Source organism: Gilvimarinus gilvus (assembly GCF_030518155.1).
Taxonomy (GTDB): domain Bacteria; phylum Pseudomonadota; class Gammaproteobacteria; order Pseudomonadales; family Cellvibrionaceae; genus Gilvimarinus; species Gilvimarinus gilvus.
Map to the genome: position 1 here is coordinate 74,770 of NZ_JAULRU010000797.1, position 19,304 is coordinate 94,073.

Below are 19,304 nucleotides of genomic sequence, written 5' to 3' on the forward strand. Positions count from 1 at the left end.
CGTTTACCTCGCCGTAAACCGTTGCCCGCCTTTTTGTACTATCTTTTCGTTCTGCGTTCTGCGACATCTTCCCTCATAGGTAATTAGAGTCAGTCTGCCGAGAGCCAAATGCTCAACTGATCTTCCATGCGTTTGGAGAGCGAAACGATGTAGGCGACCATCAGGGCTGTTATCGATTAAACAGACAACCCAACGGCTGGCTGTTCAGAATAGCTCCGCTGTCGAGATAATCACGCAGGGCTAAAAGCATGATTTCTGCGTATAAAAACAATGTCTTATTGTTTATTATTACGCATTACGATTTTTTCACTACTGGCAGGCCACTTACAAAACCATAACACAGGCTATATTTTTCTCTTTATTCACCTCGCAACTGGGTGTTCCCAATTACACACAGTAGTAGCAGTAGTCTATATCTTCTTTTTCATTAGCCACTAGCCAAAAGAATCACAATTCAAGATTCGCATACCGAAACTATTTAATTTTGAACACACCCAATACAATACAAATAGCACCACCCACCATTCCTCCCCAAGCCTCAAGGGGAGTGTAACCACTGAATGCTCTACCGATTTGCGAGCCTGCGGAATCATAAATGTTATAACCCCAGACAGCCAAGGCAACGCCGATGATAACAAGCACAACGCCAATTATTTTCTTGTTCATGGCAATTCCTCAACAATAGATGATTTTAGTAATGTAGGTGATACTCTCAGAGTCAGGAGCACTTTGGATTCAACAGAGAACAGAGTGTCGCTCCGGCAGGCTAGATTAGCAAGCCAAAGCTAGAGTTTTTCACTGTTCTCGATACCTAGGTTGTTGATCTTAGAAGTGCCTAAAATTTTAAGCAGTAAGTTTCGGCAGAATCTAAGGCTGGATAAAGTATACTCGATACTGTTTTAGACCTGAACATCCAGTAGTTTATGCGATTGAAAACTCCGGATCGGCTACCAATCAAAGCCAATGCATGTATCGCATCGGAACCATAGTAAAGCTTCCCCCGCATTTTTAGCACCATCCCCTGATCTATATTCAGGCCTTGTGAAGTTATTTCGTTCAATACCTCACTGCTTTCCCGCGCGTCCACAATACGTAAATCACCGACAGTTTCGCGTATTCGAACTATCTGGCAATAGGCGTTACACGTCGGACACTCGCGACCATAAACAAGTAGCACTTCCTCATGACTCATTCAGCTGCTCCTTCGCGATGGGCCGTGTAAGGCTAAATAATTGAAATGTGGCCATGTGACACCCGCCGACTAGTCCGCCTGCCAAGTCAGGGGCAATTGACCAAAATCCGCCCTGAATTCACTCTCCATATTTTACTTCTATGTCAGAGTTTTGAAATACTCTGACTTCAAACCAACCACCTTTGACTGCCGGAATTCTTTCCCACCTTATACGCCAATATGTCAATTCATACTCATTGTACATATTGATAAATTCAACTTTCACGATTGTATAGTCTTCGTTCGCTTGAATTGACTCCCGCCTCACATAGTTTTTGGCCATTTCGATAGCCAACTCAATTCCAACCTGAGGGGGATCAACTTTTTTCGCGTCCGCCAGATGAAAAATGGATAACAATAAAAGTGTAAGTATGGTTTTCATAATACTTTTATATTGGACTTGCCGTAATGGTGAGTACGGTTTTATGCTTGATAACAATCTGCCCAAGTGAAAACGCTATGAGCAGGTAATTCGATAATGAATTTTGCGCCGAAACGGTTAAATTGGTCATCGATAGATGGTTATTCTGTTAATGATGTATCGATTCGTATTGGAGTATAGCCCACAGCATGTGGGCCAACTAGAGCGCCAGCAGCACCTTGATCAAATATGTTGGTTAATAAATTTAACGGTCTCTTTTAGGGCCTTTAATCGCATCTCCCCGTTTGAAAGCCAGTGATCATCACCTTCCAACTCCACAAAAGTGACATTTTTATCAGCCTTCGTCAAAGCTTTCCTCATGTCTTTGGATTGGCTAATATCTACTATCTCATCGTCCTCGGCATGAATCAGTAAAACGGGCGCCAGGAAATTTTTCGCATGGCGAGCAGGTGAACGAGCTTCTGCGATTTCATCCGTATATTCCTCTCCCCCAATCTGAGTTTCCCAATAAGCGACGGATGCACTAGATCTACCACCTCGCTTGCGAGTCCAATTTCTAAAATCCTTTAAATCACCAATACCATTAATGGACACTACACACTTGTATAGATCAGGAGAAAAGGCACCGCCCGCAAGGGCAGAATAACCCCCATAACTGGCACCCACAATGCAAACTCGTTCGGGATCCACCATACCCTTGTCCAACGCAAACTTCAGAGCATCAGTGACGTCGTCCTGCATTTTCCCGCCCCACTCCCCGTGCCCCGCCAGCTCGTGCTCTAACCCAAAACCTGAAGAGCCTCGGAATTGCGGCATAATGACCATATAACCTTGTGAGGCCAACGCCTGAGCCCAGTAATTGAAGCCAATGTTGTCGTAGGAGGCAGGACCACCATGGGGCATCACGACCGCTGGTAGATTGGTCATGTCCGATATGCGGTCCCGAGGAATGGTAATGAGGGTCGGTATCGGTAAGCCGTCGCGAGCCTTGAAGGTGACTTTCGCGATGGGATTAACACTCTCTGGCTCAATATTGGGGCGACGGGTAGTAATAAACTGAGCCTGCTCGCCCTCTGAGAATAAATAGTAATCACCCGGCGATTGCGACCCTTCGACCAGCACAAGAATATTCTTCCAATCGGGAGAGTGGCTAGCAATAGACACACTGTGCTCAGGAAAATTCCCCTGTATAACTTTAACTCGCTGATCCAGTTTCTCGTTGAAGAATTTATATGTCGGCGTGAAACCGGAATAAACCACTCCTTGAACGACGCGCTGGATATTACTTACCACGCCCATAATATTTGCACCCTCGCGCGAATGCATAGGGCCGATGATTTCCCCATTGGCCAAGGAAACCAAATAGTAGGAAGAGCGTCCTGTATCACTATCTTCGTTCACCATAACAATATGTCGCTCGTCAGCCGTCAAGCCAACGAAGCTATGGGTGATATATTGGGTGCTGTTCTGAAATATGATTTTATCTCCATCTTCGGAGAAGGCGGTTAGTGTATGCAAGTCCTTTTCATCATCGAACTCCTCAAGAACGAGCAGCTCCCCCGCCTGACTAACGAAAAAATCAATAGCGTTTTTTGATCCATTGCGATGAAGTCTGGCGCGCGGGAGACCATCCAAGGTAACACGCAGCAGACTAAATGATGGGTCCAAATCCCCACCATTAAATTTTTGAGCTTTGCCAAAGTAAGCCGGCATATAGACATGCTGGCTATCAGGGGAAACACCAACAACCCGGCCAAGCCCGGTTTGACCGGGATAGACAACGCCATCCCCCGGCTTCAGCAATTGATGGATTTTATCTTCCTTGATATTCAGAACATAGCCAGTGCTTATTTCGTGCTTCCCCCGAAAACCAGAAATACGCCTGTGATCAGAGGCGAGAATAAACAGGCTTTCATTATTAAGAAAATATATATCTCTGGGCTTCACCCGGGAAACGTCTATGCCCGATATGTACTTATTGTCTTCTATAGCAATAACATATACAGCATCCGTGCCATCAAGAGTCCTCCTGAACGCAATACGCTCGCCATCAGGCGAAACAGCAACGTGATCAATGGCCGGTAGATTGCCGTAGTCCTCAAGGGAAGGTGCGGCAAAGGACCTGGCAGATATGACCATCAAGAATACGTAGAATAATGCGCGCAAGTGTACAGGTGGGTTGAGCGTTGCCATTGGTATTATTAGTTCCTTTAATTGCCTGATTTCGTCCTGCTCGCTGAGGCCAGCAGATTTATCTGATAAAGCACTCGTGAGACTACTTGAAAAATTTCCCTAAGTCACCCCGCCTACTATCTGGCCACCTTCCGGTTTGTAGTGGTTCTTTTTATATTCTCGAAACATATATACATTGCTGTTATTGCCTGTTCAGACCTTAGAGAGGGAAATCCAGCAACTGCCTCCAGACAGATGAATATGACAACTATTGCGACCACCCCATAAATATATTCCATTACAAATTACTCCCTTGAGATGACTTTCCACATCGCGAATGCATTTTGGGCAGATAAAAGTCGGAAAAAATGCCATGCCCGCACTGAATATAGTTACAAGTATTTTGCGTAAATGTGCTCATCGTGAAACTTTCCCCGAAGATGGACATTCTCTTTGAACACTCCCTCACATACAAATCCAGTTTTTCGAAGGACGCTGATTGACCCGGTATTGCTCTGAACAACGGGAGCGAATATTCACTTTGTACTAAACTCGTCAAAAACATGTGAAACGAACTCGTTAACCGTTTTTGTCATTATGCCCTTTCCCCAATAGGGTTCGCCAAGCCAAAACCCGAGTTTAGCCGTGTGCTTATATACTCCTTCAAGGAAAGTGACACCAATTGACCCTGCGCACTCGCCGTCAATAATTATAGCTTGATTGAAGACATCACCAAGTTGATACCCCTCTGCAACCCACCATTGCGCGGCCTCGACAGGATATGGCGAAGGGAATACATCAGGGAGAAATTGCGCAACGCGCGAATTGTTCGCGTTCTTCGCCAGATCCCTCGCATCTTCTTTTCGAAAGCTTCGAAGCTCGACCATAGAATAACTCGTAATACGTTTGCAGGTGTAACAAAGTACCGGTTGAATTCGGGTAAGCAAGCGCTGCGGTTGAATAATTTACGCAGCGCACTACTTTTGAATAAAAATCAGCCGACACGCCACAAAGCTATTGGACCGATTTTTCACCATCGCCAGAGCCGACGATAGACCTTGTACTTAGCCAGGCGGCCAGCAGCACACAAACGGAAATAGTGGTCATAATTATAATGGAAAAGCCACCGGTCCAATTGAAGTCGAATATGCCGAATGCAAATATAATGGCGATTGAAATCCATACAGAGGAAATACTAATCGCCTTAGCAATATCATTTTTCATCATTTACTCCCTATTTTATTATTTATCCAAGATGATAACTAATTTTGGCACTTCACTTTAACCCTAACAACAACGCCGAAATGCGGAATACCATCCCGGTTTAGGAGACAACCGTCGTGGAAACAATGGCAGGCATAATGGCGGCCACCATCACTGCGGTTTGGCACGCGGTGATGACGTCTTTGGTTGCTTTACCGGTGAGTTCGCCGTTGGCAATTTGCTTGATGCGCTCCTGCCGCCCCTTCAACTCTTTACGCCCAAAGGTCTGATTGAGCAGATCCGAACCGTCGGCCAGGGAAATCAATACCACGGTACGCGGGTCAAGCTCTGCAGTATCAGAAAAGATAGCGGCTCGCAGTCGCTCGATAATAGCTTTCTCGGGCACTGAATTTATCTCAGGGTAAATGCGGCGCTTAAAGAGAAACAACACCTTATCCTGATCGGCTCGCAAAATGCCCCGCTCACACAGTTGCTGAGCAACCCGATGCCTAAGGTCTTTTAAGCCCGCCAACTGCGTTACCCACGCCTGCAAAGAAGCCGGCTTCTTGCTCGCTGATATCTTATCCAAGCACTCATCGACAATCGGATCCCCGGCATGCGTTGCATCATGGATATCCACCAACTGCTTTTTCGAACCCCCTACTGAAATACGCCCACCCAACAACAACTCCGCCAACACAGCCCCGGCAATCACCTGCTCAACAAAGCTCGCCGCAATAGTGCCTTCCTCGTCACGCAAGGCTAACAGCATGATTTCTTCGTATAAAAATAAGTTAATATCGTTCATGGCCATGTACCTAATTGTCTGTCCTTTTATTACGTATCCTTCCCCGTCATTCACAGTTCACGGGTCAAAAGGATTCTGTGAATGTACTCTTGTAAGCACAACCAAACGGAATTCGATAGTATTCTTCCGGTTCCAGAGCTATATGGTAACTAACGTTGTAATCACTAAACTGGCTGGCATGTTCACGATGAAATGTACTTTTTCTATATCGAAATTCTTCACCATCACTGACGATTATCACGGAGTTATCAGAGACTCTCCAGGTCGCGCGTGCAAGCGTTGATTTTCCCGCAGGGAGATTAAAGTCGCTGAGCAGTGCACGATCCCCCTCAAGCAACTCATATACATATTCGACATTACAGTTTGAACTGATAAATTCCGCATCGGTTTCGTCTATTGGAAACTCGCTGCGTACACGACTCGTCTTACCACTGGATCGTTTTACTTCTTCTGGCAACAAATACAGCCCTACATTCCCCGCCGTGTAAACATGTTTTCCAATCCTATCCTTGTATATCGTAAAACGGTGATTGGCGGCCAGACCATTTTCATTCAGCACCTCATCTATTGCATCGAGGTCTTCCTCTATGCCCTCATGGGGAAAGTACAATACGGCATTCTCGGTGAAAGGATACTCGTTATCACGTAATGCCACCTTGAAGCCTTTAGCTTCCAAATCGGTTTTCACCTTGTCACGAACATCCTTGGACAACTCAGCTGCGTGCATGTGAACTGTAGTACGCGCACAACCTAACAGCCCTAAAAGCAACAAAACAACACTCATCCTTAAGTAGCACTTCAAAATCATCAATTTAGTCCTTTTTATCAACTTATCTTTATAATCGATGCAATCAACGGTGTCAGAGTAATTAATCACACAATTTCAATGACTCTGAATCTATTTGTCTTATATTTACTCTTCTATATCTTCACACAAATTATTGCGTAATTCACTTCTCGTTCGCAGTGAGGCCAAAAGAAAAATCAAAGGCGTCAAGCTATAGACAATTCCGGCTAGGTAGCCTAGAGAGGACCTGAAGATCAATGCCATTAGCACCACCAAAAATGCCAGTATTGCCTGCCCACCCCACACAAATATTTCTTTATTAATTAATACCTGCTCCAGCTGGTTCAAGCACAGCTCGTCCGTTTTAGACGCTACCCTAAGGTGAAGCCCCAACTGGATTAACGCTATTAGGAAAAAACCGGCGCTAAATATTGCCACAAGCACCGCGACCTGCGCAGTATTGGACACCAGAAAATCGCTGGGAAACAAGCTCTGAGAAAATGCATAGAACATCAAATCCATTATCAACTTGAGCGGATACACATAAATAAGAACTACCAATACAAGTAGCAGCGTTAAAAATGTCGAGACACCATCATCTAACCCAAATCGCTGGCTCCAACGTCGATGAGTGACCCAAATTAACATCATGACAGCAAAACTCGCTGTAAAAGACGGAACCCTGCGGGTTGCAGCCAATAGCTCTTCGTAATTCTCCGGAATTGTACTCAGTGAAATGACAAGCATTGTCACTGCAAATGCAAATGCTGCATCTGAAAAAACCTCGATTCGGGTCATGCTTTCACCACGAAGTCGAAATCCGTTCTTGGTAGTCAATGAGAAAAGGGTATCTTCAGTCCATCGCATTTTTCGAACCTCTTCAGGAATCCATGAGTCAGAGCAGTTGATTATACAATTACAATGACTCCGACCCTACTGGTCATTCAGTGCGTGGGCATTCTCCAATTGCCGCTTGTGTTATCTCGTCGGTCTAAACTTGGGCCGGACGCACTAAGTTGGCGCATTTCTCTCCCTTAAATTTTCGCCTTTTTGTTATGGCGCCCCGGGCGTGGGGCTTTCGGCCAATGGCACTTTAATTGCTTTGCTTCACTGTCTGACAATCACTCGAATTCGGGAGAGCCGAGCTATGGGCAGCTTTGGAAGGTCTTGGGGGCGCGATCAGTCTGCGCGAGAGCTACAGAAAATTCTGCAAGGCAGCGATCTGACGCTGCGACTTGAGGCGTCCGATCCCACCAGCCGCTTTGCCGATGAGTTTATGGATCGGCTTCAGAAGCGGCTGGGGCATAGTGTTTCCGCAGCGGTCACCATCGCCGGCCAGGCGCCAGTGTTAGGCCATATGGCGGAAAGCACCGCCACCGCCGGGCGGGATTTGAGCCAGGCCGCTGACACCATCGCCAGTACCAGCGAAGAGGTTTCCACCACACTCGCTTCCGAGCTGGTTCCGGGGGCCAACGATATGGCCCGGCTATCGCGGGAAGTCGCCGGTTCGGTGCGACAGTGTGAGACCGGCGTCGACCAGGCACTGGGCCACTTCGGCGCAATCAATCGCAGCGAAAAAGACCTAGAAGGTGCAATCGGTACCCTACAGGCGCAGCTCGAAGAAGTAACCAACGTCATAGGCGTAATCGCCGAGATATCCAAACAGACAAACCTGCTGTCGCTAAACGCAGCCATTGAAGCCGCCCGCGCCGGGGTTCACGGCGCCGGCTTTGCCGTCGTGGCCGAGGAGGTTCGCCGCCTCGCGCAACACGCAACCGAATCCACCAACCAGGTATCCGACATCGTTCAGCAGTTTCGCGCTGATATGGCCCAACTGACGGATGCCGGTAGCCAAATGCAGCAAGCGGTGTCAGCCGGTGAGGCGGGCGTGGAGCAAATGCGCACAGAACTGGGAAAAGCGCGTTCGGCCATGGACGACCTGGATACCCGTGTCAGCTCCATTGCCTCCGGCACCGAACAAATTGGTGCAGCCGTATCAGCGATGAACAGCGACGTACACACCGTCGCCGACGCGGCCGGTGAACTGTTAAACAATGCCGAGCAAATGGGTGAAACCAGCGCCGCGATTCACGACCAAAGTAACCACCTTCTGGAGGGGCTTGGCGGCTTTCACCTGGTTTTGCACAAGCAGGCGCGCGAGGCCGTGGTTCGCCTAGCGCAGCAGCCGGCCTTACGTGCCGGCTCAGATGCGCAGGTGGAGCGCGAGCTAGAGCAAGCCCTGGCTAAGGACAAACGGTTTGAACTACTCTACCTGGTGGGGCGCGAAGGCAAACAACTAACCGCCAACTGCTTCGCTCAAGACCTAAACCACCTGGACGGCACTCAGGCGCGCGGCAAAGACTGGCGGCAACGCCACTGGTTTAAAGCCGTGCTGGAAAGCAAACAACCCCACATCACCGACGTCTACCGCTCGGCAGCGACCGAAGCCTTTTGTTTTACCGTGGCGGTACCCGTTCTCGATGATCGGGGCGAGTTAGTGCGTGTGCTGGGTGCTGATCTTAGGCTTTCGACGCTTACTTCCTGATTGGCTGGTCATTGGTGCTGTTGCGAATCAGAGACTTTTCTTGGGATTAACTCACAAGCGCAGGCGATGGCATAGTCGGTAGATGCTTGATACACCTATGAGTATTTGGTGTGTGAGAGCCCTTGATTTCCTATAATAGGTCCGTTTCGCCGGGCGGGCGAGCTACTTCTTTGGTGAGCAAAGAAGTAGCCAAGAAACTCACCCCGGAGATCCCGCCCTTCGGGTTCCCTCTCTCCAGCCTGTTTTTGCGGGCCGCATCGACAGGCCATCCTGGCCAGACGATGCTTGTGCGCACGTCCTGTGCGCGTACCCCCAAAAAGCAGGCCTCCGTTCAGCTGGCTCTACGGGGAAGCTTACGACGGAACTTCGCAGCAGCCTAAAGCCTTACACTTTGATGTGAAATGTAAGGCCTGCCCCGCATTCCTCAGGCAAACGGTGACGAAGAGCAAAGCATTATTGATAGTAGAACCGCCCAGGATTTTCCATGTAAGGTGTATTTATGCCGCATTCAAATACCTTCCACTGATTACACAGCCTTAGTCAAACAAGCGTTGTAATCGACGCCTGTATAAACACTCTAAATCGCCAGCATGCAGCGTCATTGCCAAATGACATTATTTATTTTTAGATTCGTAGATCGCAAGTATTTGACGGATATACTCCGCATAATACACGTCCTTTCGTTTTGACAAATCGACAAACTCTTCCCTGCTATCAACATCTGTGGTTTCAATGAACACACCACAATAGTCAACCTTGTTCGATCCGTACAAAAAGATGAGATAACTATAACCCAAAGCAACGGGGTCATATGGTGGAGTGCTGTAAGTGGTTAGCTTTACCGGAGTCTTCAAATTTCCTTTCAACACGAGTGTGGGCTCAACAATGAACTCCATATCGCTCTCATACTTCTTTGATTTGTTGACCCTACCTTCTAAAACCTTGCCAAAGAATATTTCAGTAGCGTATTCATAGTGAGTTTCCAATGAGAATTTATCTCGATCATACTTGCCGCACTCCCAAGCGCTTACGGAATGAGAGATAGCACACACAAGAAGAAACACCAAAACCTTCATATAACCTAATACTCCGATAAAGAGCATCACTCTTAATCCATCACAGGACCCAACCCCTGAACCTCATCATTAACACATCGGAGAATGACACAAGATAATAACTTAAACGACTCTGACTCGAATGATTTTGCTATATCCTAGGCTTTTTAACAGGTACGTATATGTCTAGTACGGATTCAGGATTGGCTGGCCCTTTAAAACGCGAATCATACCTTTCAAAATCATACTCTCCAGCAAGCTCGTACCCAGAGTTTGGAAGCCATTGCTTGTAAATGTTCTGAAATAGTTCACCTAGCTCTGGACCAACAACTCCCTTGTACTCGAATACGGCATATTGATTTGAAGGAACAGAAATCAACTCCATACCATCTGGTATATTGTCTGTTTTACTCACTTCTAAGCCTGCAGTATATTTCCACTGCCCTTGCTTCATAAGTTCTTTAGAGTAGGACTGAACTCCATAAGCCACATCCATTCCTACCTTGCTAGGTAATTCCGAGTTACGCTCAAATAGTACAGGCCATGTTTTTCCGAAGCTTCCATCCGCTGGCGACCCTGCCACTTGAACGCCAACTATATTTAGAGAGTCTAAATTTACAAATTTTGGTTTCATTGTGTCGCTCGCTTGTTCGTATTGAATAGGTAGAAATGCCAATCAAATTCGCACTTAAAAATAGTTTTTATAGTTCAAACCTCGGTGAAAGATAACGCCGGTAACACACGGCCGATTTTGTGGAGGCGAAGCCGGAACAAGATTGGCTCGGGTGCTTACCTTTGTTAGAGCACATATTCGTTCACCCCAAGGACGATCGCGAACAAAGCCAAAAAATAGGGAGCGATGTAACTGGAAAAACTCGGTTGCTCTATGATGCAAGCAACAACTAACCTCAATGCGACGGACCAACCCTTGAACCCACTAAGGCTAACTGTTTCTCTCAACCCTCCATCTACAGGACCTTGACCTTGAATACTCCCCAAATCTTGTCTATTCAAAGCCTTTTCCATCACGAATGCCTTCAAACAACCTTCATGCCATCGTAACCACTCAATGATCATGCCTGTTTCTTTGGGTTGTTTAACTGCTACTTGTGGAGCTAGAGGGTGGCCTATCGAGTCTTCGATGAAACTTCTAAAGAAACGTTTATCTCGCATACGATTGATCTCTTCCCTGAACTCCTTCGAAAAGACTGAGCGATTTACAACCCAGTATCTGTACAAAAACCAAAAAAATAACAGCCAGGCAATAACAATCAACACTTCAGGGCGACTAAAAGATACAGAAATCACCTGCAGGCGAACTTCATCTGTCGGAGTAGATGCTCCACCAAGAATGAAAACAATAAAACTCAGGGAAATCAGCAATAGATTCCTTCGTTCCGGACTTGAATCCTGTATCGCCATAGATTCGCTCTAACAGCTGATTAAAATGCATGGCCACATATAGACACTGTGCCTACATATAGGCATAAATATCCAAATATAACCACTCAGTGGGTACCCCTACAACTCATTATTCATGTGCCACTTAGATCTAAAACTTGAGTCAACCAAAGAAAGGGAAGTGCCTACACCACTCCCGATGCGCCTAGATACCTTCCAAATGGTCAAATTTACAGATATTACCGAACCCCAAGCGATTCAGCTTATCCTGCAAAACACTTTAGGAGAAGAGTGCCATGGGCTAACCCGTTTGGCAACGGGTTAGCGTCTGATGTCGGACGTCTGAAGCCTGATGCAAAAGATCAAACCACGCTACGGAGCACCAAACGCCCCATTACAGCTGAGCCGAGCGGAGGTTTATTTTAGCGGGTAAGCAAACAGGACGTTTGCGCAAGTATCGTCAGGCCAAGGACGGCCTGTCGATACGGCCCGCTAAAATAAACCAGAGCGAGGGAACCCGAAGGGCCAGTTGCGGGTGAGTTTCTTGGCTACTTCTTTGCTCATCCAAAGAAGTAGCTCGCCCGCCCGGCGATAGAGGGCAAAAGGAAATAAATTGTCTGAAGTCGGACGTCTGAAGCCTGATGCCAGACAGACAATCTAAAGACCGCACCGCGTAATCCATCCCCCCATGACGCAATCGCCAATCCATCGTACAATCCCCATATTCACTCGAATATGGGGAGGGCTTTGGCCATTTATGACCGAATCCAATCAGGACGATAACGCCGGCGAGCAGCTGAATCTCAGCGACGAAACTTTAAGGCAGCGACTCAACCGCATTATTTTCGGCTGGGAGAGCCCGGCCGGCAAACTGTTTGACGTTATTCTCATTTGGGCCATTTGCATCAGTGTGTTGGTACTGATGCTGGAATCTGTCGAGTGGATTGCCAATGCCTACCTGCCTTGGCTGCGCGGCGCTGAGTGGGTCTTTACCTTGTTTTTTACGGTGGAGTACGCCGCGCGACTGTACTGCGCCGAGCGCCGTATGGAATATGCCAAAAGCTTTTACGGCATTGTCGATTTGCTTTCCATACTGCCCTCCTACCTGGCCTTTTTTATTCCGGGGGCCAACAATCTGCTTATTTTCAGACTGCTGCGAGTTCTGCGCGTATTCCGAATTTTAAAGCTCGCCCGCTATTTAACCGAAGCCAACTTATTGCTGCGCACTATGATGTTGGCCCGGCGAAAGATTCTGGTGTTCTTTTCATCGGTATTGGTGCTTTCCGTTATATTCGGCTCGCTTATGTATATTGTCGAAGGCCCCGAAAACGGTTTTACCAGCATACCCATCAGTATTTATTGGACGATTGTTACCATTACCACCGTCGGTTACGGCGATATCGTGCCACAAACACCCATTGGCCAAATCATTTCCGCCATGGCCATGTTAACGGGTTACTCCATTATTGCCGTACCCACCGGTATTCTCACCGCCGAGTTAACGCAAGAGATGCACCGCGAGCGCTATAGCCGCACTTGCACCGGGTGCGAGCGCACAGGCCACGAAGCCGATGCGGTTCATTGTCGTTATTGCGGTAGCGCCTTACACAGCCAACAGAAAAAGAGCGACACATGAAAGTATCGACTTTGGCGGGCAGTATTTTAACGCTTATTCTGCTGGCTGCCATCGCTCTGATAATCTGCTATTTCCTGTATTTATCTCCTAAGGCACGCGCACTCAAACACTTGAACTTCGTTCATGAGTCCATCGCCGAGATGCACCCGGCGATGCTCCTGTCGGACAGCTTTGTTGAGCTTCGCCGCGACAGTTACCAGCGAGCCCGAAAAAAATTGGCCTTGATTAACAACAGCCGGGATATGAATGCGCTGCTTAGGTTTTACCTGGCGCAGTTTGAAGACAAGCACCTTGATGGAAACCTGTTCCAATCAATTTTCCTCAAGTGGTTTCCACAGCAGACGCGCTGGGCTGGGTGGGTACTCGCCGCCAGCCAGCACGGGTATGAAGTTATTCACCGCTTGGACGAACCGCATATACCGCCACTTGGTGCTACGCTGGTATCCTGCAACGGCGTTGAAGCCAATGAGTTTTTGCGCCGGCACTACGCCCCCTTCAGTGATCTACGCTGGTCGATATTGAATGCCAGAGACAGTGCCGCCAAGCGATTAACCCAATCCACGGACATGTTGCACGTACTTGACCGCCCCGCACTCAACCAGTGTGTTTTTCAAACCGCCAAGGGCGAGCAGTCCTTCCCTGTCGAATGGCGCCCCCGAACTGAACAAGATGCGCGGGCGATTCACCGGGCCAGTACACCTATATACACACGGCCTAAGCTAGAGCCACTAGGCGATAGCGCGTACTGGGTTTACACAACCGATTTTCAGCTCAATTCGCCGGAGTCCGCACGCGGCCACCAGCAACTGTTAGTCGACTTACGCAACTTAAATTCAGCTGGTTCGGTTGTTTTCGACTTACGTGGCAATGAGGGCGGTAGCTCTTCTTTCGGCAATGAAATTCTGCAGGCCCTCATCGGCACAGACAATATGCGCTTTATTCACAGCCGATATAATCACACGTCAGGGGGTATGGATGCACGCTTTAGAGCGAGTTGGAAACTGTATTGGTCCTACGACTGGTTGTTGCAACAGGCGCTTGCCAATCAGGGGGAGGATTCCAGTATGGTGGCTCACCTGCAAAAATTGCAGGTGCGTCTAAAACTGGCACTGGATAATGGCGAGGACTTTTTCTGGCAATCTGAATGGACAGACATTGACGTGCCTGCAGCAGAGGAAGCAACGCCCCCGCAGTGGCAATACCCGGGTAACATTTATGTCGTAACGGATCGCTACTGCATTAGCGCCTGCCTGGACTTTATGGATTTACTCAAACAAATACCCGGGGTCATCCACGTGGGCGAACCCTCCGATGCCGACACGGCTTACACCCAGGTCGCCCCCATGTGGCACGAGTACGCCAAAGAGGCCTACAGTTTTTCCGTGCCTATTAAGCAGTGGAATAAACGGTTGCGCGACGACAACGAGCCCTACAGCCCGGATAAAGAATACCCCGGCAATATTTTTGACACACAATCACTTCAAGCTTGGTTTTTAGACAATGAATTTTCGCATTGAGCCCCAAACAACTATCAAGGAAGCCCCATGACACGGTTAATGATTTTACTCACAGCAATATTTACACTTTTAGGTGCCTCTAACTTTGCATTGGCCGCTGGCGAGATTGCCAGCGGCGGTGAAAAACAATGGCAAGAAAAGGTGGTAAACAATTACCAGGAAGTACTCGCGCTGTTCGAACGCCTAGACTACACCGAAACGTTTTGGCGCGATGGCGAGCGAGCGGTTCCGCGTGTATATATTGCCACCATACCCAAAAGGTGGAGCAAAGAGACCAGCAAAGAAATCACGGTTCAGCTGAAGAAAAAAATATTTTTTCGCACCCTTGGCCCCCTGGTGTTGCGCAGCAACGAGTTGATTTTACAGGATCGCGCCAAGCTGGAGACACTGGCGGGAAAATCCGGCTCGCTGGACAGTGAGCAACTAAAGTGGCTCGAGGAACTTAGCGGCTATTACCGCGCTAGCTGGGATCCTGCGCAAATCGGTAACGTTATTGCCGAGCTACTGGTGAAAGTTGACGCATTGCCTACGTCGCTGATTATTGCCCAAGCGGTCGAGGAAAGCGGCTGGGGAACCTCCCGCTTCGCGTTTAGTGGTAACGCTTTGTTTGGTCAGTGGACGTGGGGCGATGACGGCATTACACCCGAGCAACAGCGCAGCGGCATGGGCGATTACAAAATTGCCGCTTTCGACAGTCCGCTGCAGTCAGTTCAGGCCCACGCGCGCAACCTCAATACGCATCCGGCGTATCAAGCTCTACGCGATATGCGTGCCGAAAAGCGCAAAGCCGGACAGGCCTTTACCGGAATGGATGCAGCGACAACGCTCACTAAGTATTCTGAGCGTGGTGAGGCTTATGTCAAAACCCTGCACAGTATTATCAGTTACAACAAACTGCAAACAACCGATGCGGCCTACTTAAAAGAGATGGAGGCCATTGTCTTGGTACCTGAAGCGCATTAGCCATAAAGCAGAACAAAGAAGGCGCCCGAGGGCGCCTTCTTTGTTTTATTTCTTACTGTGATACTGAATTGCTACGATTTTAAAGATGCTTTTTCAGTTAAGATCAAAACGGTCAGCATTCATCACTTTGCACCAAGCACTAACAAACTCAGCGACAAAGCGTTCACCTGCGTCATCCTGAGCGTAAACTTCAGCCAGTGCACGCAAAATCGAATTGGAACCAAATACCAAGTCAACCCGAGTGCCGGTCCACTTAACAGCGTCTGAACTTATATCGCGTCCTTCGTAAATCCCTTCTTCACCACTCGGCTTCCACTGAGTGTTCGCATCTGTCAGGTTAACGAAAAAGTCGTTGCTTAACACACCCGGTTTATCGGTAAACACGCCGTGCGTGACACCCTGATAGTTAGCGCCCAACACACGCAACCCACCTACCAGCACGGTCATTTGTGGAGCACTCAAACCCAGCAGCTGCGCCTTATCCACCAACATCTCTTCTGGCGATGTGGTGAAGCGGGTGCGGCTGTAGTTGCGGAAGCCGTCGGCTTCTGGCTCCAGCGGCTCAAATGATTCGGCATCGGTCAACTCGTCAGTGGTATCGGTTCGCCCCGGACTGAAAGGCACACAGATGTCAAAGCCGCCCTCTTGCGCCGCTTTTTCAATGGCCGCATTGCCGCCGAGCACAATCAAATCCGCCATCGAGACCTTTTTGCTGCCTGCGTTAAATTCTGCTTGAATTGCGTCGAGCACACTTAACACTTTGACCAACTGATCGGGCTGATTGACGGCCCAATCTTTTTGCGGCGCAAGTCGAATACGCGCACCGTTAGCGCCGCCGCGAAAATCTGAGCCGCGAAAAGTAGACGCTGATGACCACGCGGTGTACACAAGCTCCGCCACAGTCAAACCGGAGGTCAAAATCTTTTGTTTGAGCTGAGCCACGTCGGCGTCGGTCACTAAATCGTGATCCAGCGGCGGTACCGGGTCTTGCCAAATAAGATCTTCCGCCGGCACTTCGGGGCCAACATAGCGAACTTTGGGGCCCAAGTCGCGGTGCGTTAATTTAAACCACGCGCGGGCAAATGCATCGGCAAACTCATCCGGGTTGTTGTGAAAGTGCTCGGAAATTTTGCGATACTCAGGGTCTTCACGCATGGCCATGTCCGCGGTGGACATCATAATACCCACACGTTTGCTGGCATCTTCCGCATCTGGCGCGTGATCCTTCTCGGCTAAACCTTTCGCCACCCAAATATTTGCACCGGCGGGGCTTTTACCCAGCTCCCAGTCGTAGCCAAATAACACATCAAAGTAACCCATGTCCCACTGTGTGGGGTTAGGTGTCCATGCGCCTTCCAGGCCACTGGTAATGGTGTCACGGCCTTTGCCGCTACCGTGGGAGCTGATCCAACCGAAGCCCATTTGCTCGATTGGGGCTGCCTCCGGATCAGGCCCTACCAAGTCGGCATCTCCCGCACCGTGGGTTTTACCGAAGGTGTGGCCGCCAGCGGTCAAGGCGACGGTTTCGTAATCATTCATAGCCATGCGGCCAAAAGTTTCACGAATATCGCGGGCCGAGGCCAATGGATCAGGATTGCCGTCCGGGCCTTCGGGGTTGACGTATATCAGTCCCATTTGCACGGCGGCCAGCGGGTTTTCCAGGTCGCGGTCGCCACTGTAACGGCTACCGGGCTTGTCACTGGTCGCCAACCACTCTTTCTCTGCGCCCCAATAGATGTCTTCCTCGGGTTGATATACGTCTTCGCGCCCACCGGCAAAACCAAAGGTTTTAAAGCCCATGGATTCCAGCGCGACGTTACCGGTCAGAATCATCAAGTCCGCCCACGACAACTTGTTGCCGTACTTTTTCTTAACCGGCCACAAAAGGCGTCGAGCTTTATCGAGATTGCCATTATCCGGCCAGCTATTCAGTGGGGCAAAACGCTGGGTGCCGGTGCGAGCGCCGCCGCGGCCATCACCCAAACGATAGGTACCCGCGCTGTGCCAGGCCATACGAATCATAAACGGGCCGTAGTGGCCATAGTCGGCCGGCCACCACTCTTGCGAGTCTTTTAACAAAGCTTCGATGTCTTGCTTTACTGTGGCTAAATCGAGTTTGGCGAACTCCGCCGCATAGTCAAAATCCTCGCCCAGCGGGTTAGCGGCCGGATGATTCTGATGCAATATATTGAGATTTAGCTGATTGGGCCACCAGTGATCATTGCCCGTTCGTTCGTCGGACAACTTAGTTCTGGAGCCATGCATGACGGGGCATCCGCCTTGGCCTGATGGGGTATTCGCGCCCATGTGTATTCTCCTGTATCACTGTGACTGAAATTGTGGATAAATTCGGCTTTGAACTTATGCAGCTAACTTTAGCTTTGTGAAACTATAGTCTCATTTGATCCATTGGTTAAATTTCAATTCCTTACCGGCCTAATAGCCTAAACCTATACCACAGAAATATTACCGCCAATACATACACCATATGTGAAACAAAGGCACCAATATGGGTTTTGCAGGCCGCCTTTAGCCATGTGTTACGGATGATGAGTATCAGATGTATCTGCGGGATTTGAGGTTAACGTCTAACGCATATCGGCAAGCAAAACGAGACGGTTGAATAGACAAGCGTAGTTTGCCAATCATATACTGCTAGTCCTTCGGGTAAAAAGGCAAATGCGACATTTGCAGATCACCAGGTAACAATGGGTTACTTAGCGTAATAAAGTGTACATTTTCACTGTGCAGGTAGTTTAGCTCCTGTATGAAATGCCGCTGCAGCAACTGAGCGACCTCACCGCTATCCGTTAAGACCTGCAAACCAAATTGCAGGCGCTCTGCCAGCCTTGGTTTAGCTTTCGGAACGTAAAACACAACAGGAAAAGGGTAGACAACCACCAAATCAGGTATAGCAACGAGATCGCCTTGTTCGCTTGCCCGATCTAAAACTGTCTCAAGCCCGACGATGCTTGCCGGAAAAAAATCGAAACGCTTAAGCTCCAACATGTCAATCAAGGTGGCAACGTTCGCAGAGTCATCAACTTTAATATTATTCGCTCGAAATATATCAACATCCACCCAACCTCGCGCCAACCCGACCGAGAACTGTGTTAAGTCGTCGCGTTTTCGAATATGTGAGAGCGTGTCAACATTTTCTTTGTGTACTACCAAACGTCGGTAGCCAAGTAGGTTCTGCATTATGGGGACGGTGACAGGTAGGTTCACCTCCTCTGGGTTCTCAATGTTACTTAGCCGAAGATAAGGACCACTGCGCACATTAATAATGTTACCAGCATTGATTTCCCGACGAACGCGGTTGGTACTTAACTCTTTGCGGACTCTTGCAAGTGTATACGGGCCATAGGTTTCAGCACTCGCTTCCAGCGCCATCGTTAGAAGTGCGTACTCATAATTTTCTCGTGCGGGTGAATTTCCCCAGTCCCAATATTTATAAACATCTGCACCCCAAGCAATTTGGCTCGACAGAGATAACAACAACACTGGTATTATTTTTTGCATACGCAATCGCGCTCTTTGTCGACTCAAAGTTAGGGAGTCTCTGAGGTAAGTTTCTATGAATACGGGCAATCTACTCTTTCAG

General features: G+C 48.6%; 18 protein-coding genes. 4 read left to right on the top strand and 14 right to left on the bottom strand.

Features of this window, described 5'->3' with window-relative positions:
- Window positions 1-474: 474 nt before the first annotated feature.
- The 9 genes from QWI17_RS20510 to QWI17_RS20550 form a co-directional block, all read right to left on the bottom strand.
- Window positions 475-666 (bottom strand): DUF3185 family protein, encoded by a 192-nt coding sequence (locus QWI17_RS20510; protein WP_302724391.1) that lies wholly within the window; start codon window positions 664-666, stop codon window positions 475-477.
- Window positions 667-835: 169 nt separating this feature from the next.
- Complete coding sequence (locus QWI17_RS20515; RefSeq protein WP_302724392.1) at window positions 836-1,192, bottom strand: DCC1-like thiol-disulfide oxidoreductase family protein; 357 nt, start codon at window positions 1,190-1,192, stop codon at window positions 836-838.
- Between the two features lie 118 nt (window positions 1,193-1,310).
- A complete protein-coding gene (locus tag QWI17_RS20520) occupies window positions 1,311-1,613 on the bottom strand; it encodes a hypothetical protein (protein ID WP_302724393.1) in 303 nt (100 codons plus the stop codon).
- A 222-nt stretch (window positions 1,614-1,835) separates the two neighbouring features.
- Window positions 1,836-3,806 (bottom strand): alpha/beta hydrolase family protein, encoded by a 1,971-nt coding sequence (locus tag QWI17_RS20525; RefSeq protein ID WP_302724394.1) that lies wholly within the window; start codon window positions 3,804-3,806, stop codon window positions 1,836-1,838.
- Window positions 3,807-4,321: 515 nt separating this feature from the next.
- Complete coding sequence (locus QWI17_RS20530) at window positions 4,322-4,672, bottom strand: GNAT family N-acetyltransferase (RefSeq protein WP_302724395.1); 351 nt, start codon at window positions 4,670-4,672, stop codon at window positions 4,322-4,324.
- 127 nt (window positions 4,673-4,799) lie between these two features.
- A complete protein-coding gene (locus QWI17_RS20535) occupies window positions 4,800-5,009 on the bottom strand; it encodes a hypothetical protein (protein WP_302724396.1) in 210 nt (69 codons plus the stop codon).
- Between the two features lie 100 nt (window positions 5,010-5,109).
- Window positions 5,110-5,796, bottom strand: coding sequence for a GOLPH3/VPS74 family protein (locus QWI17_RS20540; RefSeq protein ID WP_302724397.1), 687 nt, complete (start codon window positions 5,794-5,796; stop codon window positions 5,110-5,112).
- Between the two features lie 64 nt (window positions 5,797-5,860).
- Window positions 5,861-6,580: a hypothetical protein gene (locus QWI17_RS20545; protein WP_302724398.1), complete on the bottom strand. Its 720-nt coding sequence runs from the start codon at window positions 6,578-6,580 to the stop codon at window positions 5,861-5,863.
- A 129-nt stretch (window positions 6,581-6,709) separates the two neighbouring features.
- Entirely contained in the window at window positions 6,710-7,381 is a 672-nt protein-coding gene (locus QWI17_RS20550) for a TMEM175 family protein (RefSeq protein WP_302724399.1), read from the bottom strand.
- A gap of 349 nt (window positions 7,382-7,730) precedes the next feature.
- On the opposite strand from QWI17_RS20550, the gene QWI17_RS20555 reads away from it, so the two are divergent.
- The gene (locus tag QWI17_RS20555) at window positions 7,731-9,128 is read left to right on the top strand and encodes a methyl-accepting chemotaxis protein (protein ID WP_302724400.1); all 1,398 of its coding nucleotides are present in this window, start codon (window positions 7,731-7,733) and stop codon (window positions 9,126-9,128) included.
- 614 nt (window positions 9,129-9,742) lie between these two features.
- On the opposite strand, the gene QWI17_RS20560 is transcribed toward QWI17_RS20555, so the two are convergent.
- The 3 genes from QWI17_RS20560 to QWI17_RS20570 form a co-directional block, all read right to left on the bottom strand.
- Window positions 9,743-10,234 (bottom strand): hypothetical protein, encoded by a 492-nt coding sequence (locus tag QWI17_RS20560; protein WP_302724401.1) that lies wholly within the window; start codon window positions 10,232-10,234, stop codon window positions 9,743-9,745.
- 100 nt (window positions 10,235-10,334) lie between these two features.
- Window positions 10,335-10,817: a GyrI-like domain-containing protein gene (locus QWI17_RS20565; RefSeq protein ID WP_302724402.1), complete on the bottom strand. Its 483-nt coding sequence runs from the start codon at window positions 10,815-10,817 to the stop codon at window positions 10,335-10,337.
- 164 nt (window positions 10,818-10,981) lie between these two features.
- Complete coding sequence (locus QWI17_RS20570; protein WP_302724403.1) at window positions 10,982-11,605, bottom strand: hypothetical protein; 624 nt, start codon at window positions 11,603-11,605, stop codon at window positions 10,982-10,984.
- A 736-nt stretch (window positions 11,606-12,341) separates the two neighbouring features.
- Between QWI17_RS20570 and QWI17_RS20575 the strand changes: the two genes are divergently transcribed.
- The 3 genes from QWI17_RS20575 to QWI17_RS20585 are packed head-to-tail and all read left to right on the top strand — an operon-like array spanning window position 12,342 to window position 15,700.
- The gene (locus tag QWI17_RS20575) at window positions 12,342-13,220 is read left to right on the top strand and encodes an ion transporter (protein WP_302724404.1); all 879 of its coding nucleotides are present in this window, start codon (window positions 12,342-12,344) and stop codon (window positions 13,218-13,220) included.
- Window positions 13,217-14,737 carry a S41 family peptidase gene (locus QWI17_RS20580; RefSeq protein WP_302724405.1) on the top strand — a complete coding sequence of 507 codons (1,521 nt, stop codon included), beginning with the start codon at window positions 13,217-13,219 and terminating at the stop codon, window positions 14,735-14,737. The genes QWI17_RS20575 and QWI17_RS20580 overlap by 4 nt, the downstream gene beginning before the upstream one ends.
- A 27-nt stretch (window positions 14,738-14,764) precedes the next feature.
- Complete coding sequence (locus QWI17_RS20585) at window positions 14,765-15,700, top strand: glucosaminidase domain-containing protein (protein WP_302724406.1); 936 nt, start codon at window positions 14,765-14,767, stop codon at window positions 15,698-15,700.
- 93 nt (window positions 15,701-15,793) lie between these two features.
- Here QWI17_RS20585 and katG read toward each other — a convergent pair whose 3' ends face one another.
- Both katG and QWI17_RS20595 read right to left on the bottom strand, forming a co-directional pair.
- Entirely contained in the window at window positions 15,794-18,007 is a 2,214-nt protein-coding gene (katG, locus tag QWI17_RS20590; RefSeq protein WP_302724407.1) for a catalase/peroxidase HPI, read from the bottom strand.
- Between the two features lie 348 nt (window positions 18,008-18,355).
- Complete coding sequence (locus QWI17_RS20595; RefSeq protein ID WP_302724408.1) at window positions 18,356-19,222, bottom strand: transporter substrate-binding domain-containing protein; 867 nt, start codon at window positions 19,220-19,222, stop codon at window positions 18,356-18,358.
- Window positions 19,223-19,304: the final 82 nt, after the last annotated feature.